This window comes from Effusibacillus pohliae DSM 22757 (assembly GCF_000376225.1).
GTDB lineage: Bacteria > Bacillota > Bacilli > Tumebacillales > Effusibacillaceae > Effusibacillus > Effusibacillus pohliae.
The window spans coordinates 1-12,238 of the sequence record NZ_AQXL01000081.1 but is presented as its reverse complement, the minus strand read 5'-3'; the positions used below and the strand labels follow the sequence as shown (position 1 = coordinate 12,238).

At 54.7% G+C, this 12,238-nt stretch carries 14 protein-coding genes and 1 pseudogene; 1 reads left to right on the top strand and 14 read right to left on the bottom strand.

Annotated elements, in window-relative coordinates; translation table 11 throughout:
- From C230_RS0102320 to C230_RS22280, 8 genes are all read right to left on the bottom strand, one after another.
- Nucleotides 1–331, bottom strand: a 331-nt coding sequence (locus C230_RS0102320) for a hypothetical protein (RefSeq protein ID WP_026174087.1), incomplete at its 3' end; no start/stop codon positions are given.
- 38 nt (nucleotides 332–369) lie between these two features.
- Entirely contained in the window at nucleotides 370–1,635 is a 1,266-nt protein-coding gene (locus C230_RS0102315; RefSeq protein WP_018130445.1) for a C39 family peptidase, read from the bottom strand.
- Between the two features lie 201 nt (nucleotides 1,636–1,836).
- Nucleotides 1,837–3,180 carry a replicative DNA helicase gene (dnaB, locus tag C230_RS0102310; protein ID WP_018130444.1) on the bottom strand — a complete coding sequence of 448 codons (1,344 nt, stop codon included), beginning with the start codon at nucleotides 3,178–3,180 and terminating at the stop codon, nucleotides 1,837–1,839.
- Nucleotides 3,181–3,200: 20 nt separating this feature from the next.
- Nucleotides 3,201–5,141 carry a Lon family ATP-dependent protease gene (gene lonC / locus C230_RS0102305; protein WP_018130443.1) on the bottom strand — a complete coding sequence of 647 codons (1,941 nt, stop codon included), beginning with the start codon at nucleotides 5,139–5,141 and terminating at the stop codon, nucleotides 3,201–3,203.
- Nucleotides 5,142–5,144: 3 nt separating this feature from the next.
- Nucleotides 5,145–5,588 (bottom strand): 50S ribosomal protein L9, encoded by a 444-nt coding sequence (gene rplI, locus C230_RS0102300; RefSeq protein WP_018130442.1) that lies wholly within the window; start codon nucleotides 5,586–5,588, stop codon nucleotides 5,145–5,147.
- Nucleotides 5,589–5,691: 103 nt separating this feature from the next.
- Nucleotides 5,692–6,006, bottom strand: coding sequence for a MazG-like family protein (locus C230_RS19150; RefSeq protein ID WP_018130441.1), 315 nt, complete (start codon nucleotides 6,004–6,006; stop codon nucleotides 5,692–5,694).
- A 127-nt stretch (nucleotides 6,007–6,133) separates the two neighbouring features.
- Nucleotides 6,134–6,745 carry a 50S ribosomal protein L25 gene (locus tag C230_RS0102290; protein WP_018130440.1) on the bottom strand — a complete coding sequence of 204 codons (612 nt, stop codon included), beginning with the start codon at nucleotides 6,743–6,745 and terminating at the stop codon, nucleotides 6,134–6,136.
- 298 nt (nucleotides 6,746–7,043) lie between these two features.
- Nucleotides 7,044–7,220 (bottom strand): hypothetical protein, encoded by a 177-nt coding sequence (locus tag C230_RS22280; RefSeq protein ID WP_018130439.1) that lies wholly within the window; start codon nucleotides 7,218–7,220, stop codon nucleotides 7,044–7,046.
- A gap of 77 nt (nucleotides 7,221–7,297) precedes the next feature.
- Here C230_RS22280 and C230_RS0102280 point away from each other — a divergent pair, with 77 nt between their 5' ends.
- Nucleotides 7,298–8,686 (top strand): dipeptidase, encoded by a 1,389-nt coding sequence (locus C230_RS0102280; RefSeq protein ID WP_018130438.1) that lies wholly within the window; start codon nucleotides 7,298–7,300, stop codon nucleotides 8,684–8,686.
- 188 nt (nucleotides 8,687–8,874) lie between these two features.
- Here C230_RS0102280 and C230_RS23255 read toward each other — a convergent pair whose 3' ends face one another.
- The 6 genes and pseudogenes from C230_RS23255 to C230_RS23115 all read right to left on the bottom strand — a co-directional run.
- Complete coding sequence (locus tag C230_RS23255; RefSeq protein WP_018130437.1) at nucleotides 8,875–9,033, bottom strand: hydroxyethylthiazole kinase; 159 nt, start codon at nucleotides 9,031–9,033, stop codon at nucleotides 8,875–8,877.
- Nucleotides 9,030–9,272, bottom strand: a pseudogene (locus C230_RS23250) (hydroxyethylthiazole kinase); the annotation flags it as partial. The pseudogene C230_RS23250 and the gene C230_RS23255, both read right to left, overlap by 4 nt.
- Before the next feature lie 73 nt (nucleotides 9,273–9,345).
- Entirely contained in the window at nucleotides 9,346–9,828 is a 483-nt protein-coding gene (locus C230_RS0102265; RefSeq protein WP_018130435.1) for a single-stranded DNA-binding protein, read from the bottom strand.
- A 172-nt stretch (nucleotides 9,829–10,000) separates the two neighbouring features.
- Nucleotides 10,001–11,101, bottom strand: a complete 1,101-nt coding sequence (ychF, locus tag C230_RS0102260) for a redox-regulated ATPase YchF (protein WP_018130434.1) — start codon at nucleotides 11,099–11,101, stop codon at nucleotides 10,001–10,003.
- A gap of 478 nt (nucleotides 11,102–11,579) precedes the next feature.
- A complete protein-coding gene (locus C230_RS0102255; RefSeq protein WP_018130433.1) occupies nucleotides 11,580–11,780 on the bottom strand; it encodes a cold-shock protein in 201 nt (66 codons plus the stop codon).
- A gap of 272 nt (nucleotides 11,781–12,052) precedes the next feature.
- The coding region (locus tag C230_RS23115; protein ID WP_211207988.1) for a hypothetical protein at nucleotides 12,053–12,238 on the bottom strand (186 nt) is incomplete at its 5' end.

Here is a 12,238-nt window from a genome sequence, read left to right as displayed (position 1 = left end):
CGATTCCGTATTTGGGAAACGAGTATCGGTAAGCAGGCTTGTCATCCCGGGGAATAAAGATCCAATGGCGTGTTACTCCCTCCGGAATTCCCGCTGCTTTATACAATTGGACCCCTTCATCGCTCCGTTTGTAGGGAGCGAAATACTCTTTCGACTCCTTAAATGTTCCGCTGTACAGAAGTGTCGTTCCGTTCAGATGAACGTTGGGGGCTCCCGAGACAATGCGGTAGATATGGTTCATAACCGGAACTCCGCCGCGCCACCAGACGGTCAGATCCGCTGCAACCGCCAGCAGGACGGCCGCCACAATAAGCATTTTGATATATTTCATATTGCACGCCCTTTCGGAACTGTTTGCCGCAAAATGGGTTAAAACACGAACCAAAACTTGGTGATCATATTCGTGTTCCACGTTCCCCATTTCACATACAGGTTGTTTGTGTATTCGTATTTCCAGTTGTTCCGTACCACAAGGTAATAGGAATCGGCTTGGTACCAGTCGCGGACAAATCGTTTGTACCCCACGACGGTCACCGTATGGTTTTTGAAATAAGTTTGATTCCAGTAACTTTGTAACGAAGGTCTTCCTTCGTTCACTTCTCCAACATAATCGGCAAAATTGGCGAGATAAATGGAGGTTGAATACGCATTGGAATATCCCTGATTCCGCGCATACTGTTCCAATCCGGAGGAAATGTTGTAAGGGTTGGTTTCGCCAGTTCCGTCAGCCTTCTGGTATGTCCCCATGGTATTCCGGAGGGCCATGACAATATCCTGTTGATTGTCGGTCGGGTTCAGTCTTTTCGCCACTCCTTTGTCCGCCCAATATTTCATGATATTGGATCCGGCTGTCGGGGAACATCCAGTCCATTGCGCAACTCCGTTGACCCATGCATACTCCCACTGTTTCTGATTTACCGGCGTATCGATATAGCCTTTGCTGATCGATTGGTAGTTCGTTTCCCATGTGGCCGGATCCACATCGGTCACGCCATTCTCAGGATTCGATTCCCCCGGGGATCCCAAGCCAATTTTCTTCATAATCCCCCATCGATATCGTGCATGGACGTTTTGGGAAGCGGGAGCCGGATACGCATCATTTCCGGTGTCAAGTCTATCCTCCCCGTTGAGATCCACCATTCGTTTCGTCCCGTCTTTCAGGTGGTATCTGGCCACGAGCATATCCCCGCCCAGCCAGACGATCTCGCTTTTTGCCACCTTGTCTTTGTTTGCCCCCAACTTCCCTTTCATCTTCTCGTCTTCCGGATTCAGCGATTTTCCATCATCCGTCCACAGAAGGACAGGATCATCGTCCAAAAAGGCGCTCACCATCACATAACCGGCCGGCTGGTTATCGGCCACCACGTCAACCAGATAGGCGACCAGATTCCCTGCCGGGTCATAGACTTCCTTCGGTTTGGCCACTTTGATCCGTTTGTCTTTCCAATGGCTTCGGTCGCTTTCCGTCTTTACTTCGGTGATCACTTGCCAGGCGGCCGCTTTTTGCGCATCTGCCCAGCTCACTCTCTCCGGTTCGTTCGATGAGGCCAACGACACAGATGGGAAATCGGAGAGTGTAAATACCAGGGCCGCGATTATAAGCAGCGATTGGATCACCTTTTTGACAACCTTCATTTCATTCACCCTTTCATATTGTTTATAGGATGTGTGACTGATCTTTACCATACTATACCATCAAACAATCACCGGAGTGAATAGAAAAATATGAATAACGTGAATTTTTTAAAGTAATCGATATAAAATATATCGATTCAACTGTTTGAAGAAGTTCAAAATAACCAAAAAAATTGAGGCGGGCGATAGCCTGCCTCGTATCTATGAACTCACCGCCTCGCGTTCGAGCGAGACGAATTTGTTGAAGTTTTTCAGAAACACCAGCTCCACTTTGCCGGTCGGGCCGTTCCGCTGCTTGGCGATGATGATCTCGATGATGTTTTTGCGCTCCGATTCGGGGTCGTAGTAATCGTCCCGGTACAAAAAGGCGACGATGTCGGCATCCTGCTCGATCGAACCGGATTCCCGCAGGTCGGACAGCATCGGCCGTTTGTCCTGCCGCTGCTCGACGGAACGGCTTAACTGGGACAGGGCGATCACCGGCACGTCCAGTTCCCGCGCGATCATCTTCAGGTTGCGGGAGATGTCGGAGATTTCCTGCTGCCGGTTGTCACTCTTCCCCCGCCCCTGGATCAGCTGCAGATAATCGATCAGGATCATGCCGAGCCCGTGCTCCTGCTGTAAGCGGCGGCATTTCGCCCGAATCTCGGTGACGGTGATGCCCGGCGTATCATCGATAAAAATCGGCGCTTCCGCCAACGTGCTGACCGCCATCGTCAATTTCGGCCAGTCGTCGTCGTCGAGAAACCCGGTTCGCATTTTGCCGGCGTCGATCGTTGCTTCCGCGCAGAGAATCCGCTGTACCAGCTGCTCCTTCGACATCTCCAGCGAAAAAATGGCAACCGGCACGCCCGCTCGCACCGCCACATTTTGCGCGATGTTTAGGGAAAAGGCGGTCTTCCCGACAGACGGACGGGCCGCTACGATGATCAGATCCGATTTTTGGAAGCCGGATGTCAACCGGTCGAGATCCGGATAGCCGCTCGGGATACCGGTCACCCCGCCTTTGTGCGAGTACAGGAACTCGATCCGTTCAAACGTCGTCAGCAAAATGTCCTTGATCGGCGTGAAGCCTCGGGTGATCTTCTCGTTCGACAATTCGGCGATGCGCCGTTCCGCCTCATCCAGCAGCCCGGCCACATCATCCGTGCCTTCGTAGCCGGAAGCGGCGATCTGGGTGGCAACTTTGATCAGACGGCGGACGACCGCTTTTTCCTTCACGATGTTCGCGTAATAGTCGGCATTCGCCGCCGTCGGCACCGTATTCGCCAGTGTGGCGAGATAGGACACCCCGCCCACTTCTTCCAGCTGGCCGGTATCCTGCAGGTGGGCGGTCAACGTGACGATATCCACCGGTTCCCCGTTTTCGGCCACCTCGATCATACCTTCGAAAATTTTCTGGTGGCTCGTCCGGTAAAAATCCTCCGGCTTCAGAATCTCGCTGACGACTGTCAACGCGTCCGGTTCTATCAAAACGGCCCCCAACACCGCCTGTTCCGCTTCGATGTTCTGGGGAGGAACCCGCTCGATCGATTGTTCTTCCATGCAGCGTCCTCCTTGGGAGACTAGCTGACTTTTTCCGCTTGTTCTTGAAATACGACAGCCAGCACCTGCTCAATTCGGTCCACTGTCGTGACTTCGATTCCGGCCGTGTCAGCCGGCACATCCGACGCGTTTTCCTGCGGTACCAGCACATGGGTGAGTCCGGCCTGGCGCGCGCCGAAAATTTTCTCGACGATGCCGCCGACCGGTTTCACCCGTCCCTGGATCGAGATCTCGCCTGTCAACCCGATCCATTGCGGGATCGGTTTGCCGGTGACTGCCGAATAGACCGCGAGAAAAATGGCCACTCCGGCAGAAGGCCCGTCGATCCGGCCACCGCCGACCGCATTGATGTGCACGTCATAATCGGCCAGATCCTGCCCGGTAACCCGTCGAAACACGGCGGCCGCGTTAAATACCGAATCCTTCGCCATCGAACCGGCCGTGTCGTTGAAGCGTAGCCGTCCCTTACCCTTTTCCGCCGCCGGGAAGGCGACCGCTTCGATTTCAATCACCGAGCCGAGAAAACCGGCCACTCCCAACCCGTTGACACGGCCGACTTCCAAGCGGTTGTGATTTTGCTGCCGCACATACGGGTGCAAGCGGCCCATCTGCAGCACTTCTTCCACGTCCTTGACGGTGATCGTGTCAAACGGACAGTTCAGCTTTCCCTCCTTGTACTTGACCAGTCCAAACGCGTCCACCAGCACATTGACCGCCTTCCGGCCTTCAATCGTGTAGCGGGCGATCAGTTTCGGCACTTCCGGTTCGATTACCACACCCAGCCGTGCCGCAGCGCCTTCCACGATCTTTTCCACCTGCTCCGGCACCAGCGGCTCAAAAAACACCTCCGCGCAGCGAGAACGAAGCGCCGGATTGATTTCCGACGGATCGCGCGTCGTCGCCCCGATCAGGATAAAATCAGCAGGTGCACCCTCTTCGAACAGCTTGCGGATGTATTTCGGCACGTTCGGATCGTCCGGATCGTAATACGGCGAGTCGAACCGCACGCGCTTGTCCTCAAGCACCTTCAACAATTTGTTTTGCAAAATCGGGTCGAGTTCCCCGATCTCATCGATAAACAACACCCCGCCGTGCGCTTCCGTCACCAATCCCAGCTTCGGTTCCGGAATCGCGGTGTCCGCCAGATCCTTGCGTGCCCCCTGGTAGATCGGATCGTGCACCGATCCCAACAGCGGGTTGGTGATGTCGCGCGGATCCCAGCGCAATGTGGTACCGTCCACCTCGACAAACGGTGCGTCTTCCGCGAACGGAGTCGCAGCCAGCTTGGCCGCCTCTTTCAAGGCGATGCGTGCGGCGGTCGTCTTCCCCACGCCCGGCGGTCCGTAAATAATCACGTGCTGCGGAATGGGAGACGCCAATTTGGATATCAGCGCACGAATCCCTTTCTCCTGTCCGACGATTTGCTCAAGCGTTTGCGGCCGCACCCGTTCCAGAGTCGCGCGGGACAGCCGGGTATGTTCCAGCTTCTCCAGTTTCGCGTATTTTTTCAAGGTCTGGGCATTTTCCGGGCCGGATTTTTCCTTGATCAACTGGTTGCGGATCTCGTTCAGATAGTCTTCATGCCGTTCCTGCATCTTTTCGTTGACTTTCGCCTCAATCTCCGCCTCAACAGAACGGCGCGCCAGCATGTCGGCCAGCGCTTCCTCGATTTCCTGCAGCACCTCGGGGATTTGGTGCGGCAGCGGTCGTTCGGTCAGATTCGGGTTCTCGAACACGATCCGCTGCAGGGCCAGCACGCGCTCGCCCAAATCGGAGGAGCGCATCAGATTCAGCGCTTCCAGTTTGCCGGCGCGCAGCACCAGTTTGTCCGCCCCGTAGATACCGCTTAATATGCCAAAAAGCGCTGTCACTTGCCGACGGAGCGCTTCTTCGTTCGCAAGTTTCTGATGCAGGGTGCTGTTTGGAATGATGTTCAGTTTTTCCAGCAGTTTCTTCATCATCTTCTATTCCGCCTGTACCTGAACCCGCAAATCGGCAGAAACCTCCGGATGCAGTTTCACCGGCACCACGGTCGTGCCCAGCGTTTTGATCGGTTCTGCCAACAGGATTTTCCGTTTGTCGACTTTCAGGTCCATCGCTTCCAGCGCTTCCGCGATTTGTTTGCTGGTGACCGAACCGAACACGCGGCCCCCTTCACCCGCCTTCGTTTTCACAACGACCACCGTTTCTTGCAGGACCGCAGCCAGCCGCCTTGCCTCTTCCAATTCTTCCTGCGCTTTCTTCGCTTTCGCTCTTTTTTGCGCCTCCAGTTTATTCAGGTTCGCCGCTGTCGCTTCCACCGCCAGCCCCTTTTTAATCAGAACGTTGCGGGCGTACGCGTCCGAAACTTCTTTCACTTCGCCCTGCTTGCCTTGTCCCTTCACATCTTGCAGAAAAATGACCTTCATAACGACCCTCCCTGCCTGCTGCTCCTATTCTTGTTATACCATGAAATCGCCGCCGGCGTATTCAGGTAAAAACAGAGCACGCTGGAAATCTTGACTGTACGGTCTATTTTTTGTGTCGATAGTGTTGTTCAAGCATCACCAGATCGGCCTGCCACGCGTCAAAGTCGGTTTCCATTTCAAGATTCTGGCGGATGCGCTGCACAATCAGGCTGTCAAACTGCGAATAGCGGATGCCCAAGCGGCGGGCCATCAGGTAACAAAGCACGACGATATTCGCCAGGCAGTCCTTCAGCAAGCTTTCGCTGCCGTGCAGGAAGCCGCGGAACAGACCGGACAGGTTGTCGAGCAGTTCGCTTTTCAGCCATTCGATCAGCTTGATATTTTTCGCAATATCCAGGTCCTTCCGGGTATCACGCATGCCCAATCCCCTCCACAAAATACCTAACTACCTTCCACACGGGACCTGAAATCTCCTGCACGAGGGGATTTTATCAACAGAAAAACACCGCCGGTCAGGCGGTGTTTCGGGTGGTTCAAGATGGTTTTTACTGGCCGCTGGCAACGGCTTCAGCCGACTCGGTCGTTCCGGTGTCAGCTTCCACCTGTTCATCCTGCGGCGGTATGATCGTCACGATCACTTGGTCGGGATCGCTTTTCAGTTGACAGTTGGCGGGCAGTTGCAAATCGCCTGCGAACAAAGTATCGCCGATTTCCATGTGGGAAATATCCACTTCAACGGTTTCCGGAAGTTCCGTCGGCAGCGTGCGGATGGTGACTTCCCGCAGCGACAGTTGCACCACGCCGCCGCGTTTTTCCACGTCCGATGCCCCTGTGACGATCACGGGGACATCCGCATCAACGGGCTCGTCCAACGAAATGACATGAAAATCGATGTGGATCACTTTCCGGTTCACCGACTCCCGCTGAATCTCTTGCACCAACGCGGGATAGCGCCCCATTTCCGGGATGTTCAGTTCCACCAGGTGGTGCTTTCCCTCGACGATCTGTCGAACTGCATCTTCCTTCACATAGATGGGAGTAGAACTTACATTCTGTCCGTAGACGATCGCCGGGACCCCTCTCTTACGCCGGATCCGGTTGAGCTCCCCCCTGGTTAGGGTCTTGCGGATTTCGGCATCAAGCACAAGTCCTTGCATGAAAATTCCCCTCCCTATGAAGTTTTTGCAACCTTACCTTGTGGTGGGCAATATATTATTATACTTTTTTTGCAGACGATTTGAATCCCCTTGCGGATCTACTCTTGCTGCGTGGCATTGATCGCAAATCCAATCAGCACCAACACATTCAGGCAAAATCCGGCTACCATCAATATCTATAAACCGATCCCTCACTATAAACCACTTGTCCAGCGTTCGGTGAATTTTTTGTTCCCTTCAACAAAAGGGAAATCCAGATTTCTAGAGATTTCCCCCTGTATCGTCAGTCCAGTCTGTATCAATCCCCAAAATTGCGCTGCATCCGGGCTTCGTCGTTCGACGTAACATCCCCTCGCAAGCCTGGGTTGACCGTTTCGTTCAGATCGTCGGCAAACTGTTCCAGACGGCTCGGCTTCGCCGGCGGCCGATCCGGATTGCGCGTATTCGGTGCGTTGTTGGTTCCGCGGTCTGCCATGCTGTTCACCTCCACCGCGTAGTGTGCCCAATTTTATGGTAAAATTAAGGAAGATTTTGCATGCGAGGAGGATTCTTGTGGACGATCGTATCCAGCAGTATCTGGCAGCACAACGGGACCGCCACCTGGAAGAAATGAAAGAATGGCTGTCGATTCCAAGCATCAGCGCACTGTCGGAACACAAGGAAGATGTCAGACGGGCGGCGCAGTGGGCAGCCGAAGCGCTGCAAAAAGCGGGCATCGAAAACGTGCGGGTGATGCCGACCAAAGGCCACCCTGTGGTGTACGGCGAATGGCTGAAAGCGGAAGGCAAGCCGACCGTGCTGATCTACGGCCATTATGATGTGCAGCCGGTCGATCCGCTCGCGCTTTGGAAAACGCCGCCGTTTGAACCGGATATCCGGGAGGGCAAGATTTTTGCCCGCGGAGCAAGCGACGACAAGGGGCAAACGTTTATGCACATCAAGGCGCTGGAGGCGATTCTCCATACCACCGGCTCGCTCCCGCTGAATTTCAAATTTTGCATCGAAGGGGAGGAGGAGATCGGCAGCCCGAACCTGGACGAATTTGTGGAGCAGAACAAAGAATTGCTGGCGGCCGATGTGCTGGTGATCTCCGACACGCCGCTGCTCGATCGGGGCAAGCCGGCGATCTGCACAGGTTTGCGCGGCCTGTGCGGCCTGCAGATCGATGTGAAAGGGGCGAACAGCGACCTTCATTCCGGTCTGTACGGAGGGGCAGTCCAGAATCCGATCCATGCTCTCGTGCAGATTTTGGATTCGATGCGGAATGAGGACGGCCAAATCACGATCGAAGGATTCTATGACCGGGTGGTTCCTGTATCGGAGGAAGAACGGGAGCAGTACCGCGCGTTGGGATATGACGAGCAGAAGCTGAAGGATGAGCTGGGGGTTCCCGAGTTTTTTGGCGAAAAGGGGTATTCCCTGCTGGAGCGCACCTGGACCCGGCCGACGCTGGAGATCAACGGCATCTACGGCGGGTTTCAGGGGGAAGGGATCAAAACGGTGCTGCCTTCCGAAGCGCACGCGAAGATCACCTGCCGGTTGGTTCCCGATCAGGATCCGGATGAAATCATCGCGCTGATCCGCAACCATATCGAGCGGCACACTCCACCCGGCGTAACGGTCACCACCCAATTGTTTGATCGCGGCAAACCGTTTGCGACGCCGATCGATCATCCGGTGATTCAAGCGGCAGCCCGTGCCTATGAATCGGTCTATCGGGCACCGGTCGCTTTCACCCGGATGGGGGGCTCGATTCCGGTCGTCGCGACTTTTGACAGCGTGCTGAATGTGCCCATCGTATTGATGGGATTCGGCTTGCCGAACGAAAATTTCCATGCTCCGAACGAACATTTCCATCTCGAGAATTTCGACAAAGGGCTGCTGACTCTCTGCACCTACTGGTTTGAGCTGGAGCGCACATTGGCAGCGAACGCCGGCTGATTTTCGTCCTTTACAGTAGCCGTCGAAAAAAGGCCATCAAGTCACCGTTGCTGCTTGATGGCCTTTTGATATTGAATCAAGCTGACTGCGGCCGATCACCGCTCAATTCTTCGTAACGTCACTCGAGCGCGTTCTTTCACTTGCGCGGGGTCCAGCAGTCAACATACAACCGGAGCCGGTAATCGCGCTCAGCAGCGGATGTCCATTCCGAAGCGTCCAAATCCGCTGTCGTCCGTCACGTAATCCGTTTCGCCGGTTGCGATCACCACACAGCCTTTCTGCTGCGCGTATTCCCGCATTGCCTCCGGCAGGCCGGCAGCCCCGGAAGCGGCATCGACACCCTTCACTTCGCCGCCGGCTCCCAGCCGGCTCCCAACAGAAGGCCGATTTCTGCCGCATTGCCGCGTAAAATTGTAACTTGCAGCTGCTTTGTAACTTTCTTGGCAACCGCGCTGCGGTATGGAGTGGCCCCTATGCCAACCGGGTCGAACACGACCGGCGTACCAACCTCGTTAGCTGCGCGTCCTGCCAAGAGCATCGATTCGACGACTGAATCATCAAGCGTACCCATGTTTAGCGCCAGAGCGGCCGCGCCGCGCGCACTTTATCCAACCAGGCTCCGGCGTCGATTGTACTCATACTGATTCCTTCGTTCGAATCTAAAACGGCAGATCATCATCCGAAATATCGATCGGCTTGCCGTCATTGACAAACGGATCCTCATCGAACGGATTGCCGCGCTTGTTGTTGCCGGCAAATCCGCTGCCGGGTCCGCCGCCAAAACCGGCGCCCGCCGATTCAAAGTTACCGCTGCTGGAGTTGTCGGCGCGATCCAGGAAACGCACGTTATCGGCCACTACTTCCGCCACCCGCACCCGCTGACCTTCCTTGTTTTCATAGCTGCGGATCTGCAGCCTGCCTTCGACAGCCGTCAAGCGGCCTTTTTTCAGATATTGCGCACACAGTTCGCCAAGTTTCTGCCATACCACGATGTTGATAAAATCGGTCTCGCGCTCGCCCATCTGATTCATGCGCGGGCGGTCAACCGCCAGCGTAAACGACGCCACTGCTGTGCCAGTGGGTGTGTACCGCAGCTCGGGATCGGCCGTCAAACGCCCAATCAGGATAATCCGGTTTAACATGCAGGGACTCCTCCATTTATACTCGTTTTCTATCAGTCTACCATTTTCCGGTTTTTGTCACAAGGCGGCGAATTTTTTGTCGGGCGAATTTTGTCCCGCTCGCTTCCAAACAACTACGGACCCCGCAGCGCACCCCGATCGGTGCGAGGGATCCGTCATCACTAGGGTCTTTTTACACATTGAAGCGGAAATGCATGATATCCCCGTCTTGCACGACATACTCTTTTCCTTCCAGCCGTAGCAATCCTTTCTCTTTCGCGGCGGCCATCGAGCCCGCGCTGACCAGATCGCTGTAGGCGATCACCTCGGCGCGGATAAACCCTTTTTCAAAATCGGAGTGGATCACGCCGGCGGCGGCGGGCGCTTTCGTGCCCTGGCGGATCGTCCAGGCGCGCACCTCTTTTTCTCCGGCTGTAAAGTAGGTGATCAGCCCGAGCAGCTTGTAAGCCGCCTTGATCAGCCGGTCAAGTCCCGATTCCTGCAGCCCCAGCTCTTGCAGGAACAGGTTGCGGTCTTCCCCTTCCAGCTCGGCGATTTCCGATTCCAGTTTGGCGGAGATCACCACCACTTCCGCATTTTCCTGCGCCGCTTGGTTCTTCACCGCTTGCACATACGGATTGTCCACCTGGTTGCCCACTTCCTGTTCCGACACGTTCGCTACATACAACACCGGCTTGATTGTCAGCAAGTGCAGGTCGCGAATCAGCAGCTTCTCCTCGTCATCGAGCGGAACCGAGCGGGCCGGCTTGCCTTCTTCAAAAGCAGCCTTCAGCCGCTCCAGCACATCCACCTCCTGCTGCGCCTTCTTTTCCCCGCCCTTGACTCCTTTGCGGGCTCGCTCCATGCGGCGTTCCACCGTCTCCAAATCGGCAAAAATCAGTTCCAGATTGATCGTTTCCATATCGGACAGCGGATCGACTTTTCCCGCCACGTGGGTGATATCCGAGTCTTCGAAACAGCGCACCACATGCGCAATCGCGTTCACTTCCCGGATGTGGGACAGGAACTTGTTGCCGAGTCCTTCCCCCCGGCTCGCCCCTTTCACCAAACCGGCGATATCGACAAACTCGAACGCGGTCGGCACGATTCGCTGCGGGTGCACGATCGCCGCCAATGTCTGCAACCGCTCGTCCGGCACCTCGACCACGCCAACGTTCGGATCGATCGTGCAAAACGGATAATTGGCCGCTTCCGCTCCCGCTTTTGTAATCGCGTTAAACAACGTGGATTTTCCGACGTTGGGAAGACCTACAATCCCTGTAGCTAAAGCCATTTTTGGCACACCTCCATGATTCACACTTTCCCATTATAGCAAAAGAAAAGAGGCTCTCAACGCCTCTTTTCTCGGACAACGACAGGAAAACCGTCCTCTGTCGCCAACGCAGCAGTAGCGGTCTGCTTACTTCTTTGTTCCATTCAGAAATACATCGTCTGTGTTCTTAACCGAGTCCTTGTAGATGCCGAGAGACCAGATCCCCTGTTCGCTTCACACGCCTGTTTTTGCAGTTTCGCAAACAAATCGGCTATGGCATCAGCAATACACCAGAATTGACCGATTCGGGCGTGTTGATTCCAATCATGCGAACCTTCTCCCCTGCATGTGCCATCCTCCAGAAGTGGTATCCTCCAAACCTTTCGTATGCGGCGCGCTGCATGTGACCATCAAAAGCAAAAAACCCGCCACTGCCGGGAGAGGCATCCATAAAAAAATGACCCATCCGGGGAAAACCCGAACGGGTGTATCGATCGGCTTACAGCTTGCTGACGTTAGCTGCTTGCGGGCCGCGAGCGCCTTGCACGATTTCGAAGCTTACGCGCTGGCCTTCTTCCAGAGTCTTGAACCCTTCGCCGAGGATCGCGCTGTAGTGAACAAATACGTCGTTACCGCCTTCCGTTGCGATGAAACCATAGCCTTTTTCCGAGTTGAACCATTTTACTGTTCCTTGTTGCATTGCAAAAAATCCTCCTAAATACCCCTACAGGCTTTGAATTTCAAAGAGTTTGCACGAACGCTGCCGATACAAAAAGCCGATCCGGTCTGCACCTATGAAAGAAGGGTACAGCCGAATCGGCTACTCATCTTTTTCATAAGCAAACATGTCGTGCAAAATTCTTCAATTGCATCTTCATTATACCAGTTTTTTGCCGGCTGTCAAACTGAAAAACGGAAAAAGCTTTTTGCGATGTGCCCTTTTTTGTTCCATGTTTACAGTAGGTGTATCGCTCAGAGCTGTTGAGAAGTCGATTTCAACCGCACGGGTGAAAAGCCCTCCCGCCAAATCCACACGGATGGATCGTAAAAGGGCGCACGAATCCCGTTATCCACAAAATCCGTTCTGTGGATGGACGCTGGAAGAGGAGGATCCAGATGTGGATATCTTCTTACGCCACCAGGCTGCGCATCTTCTCC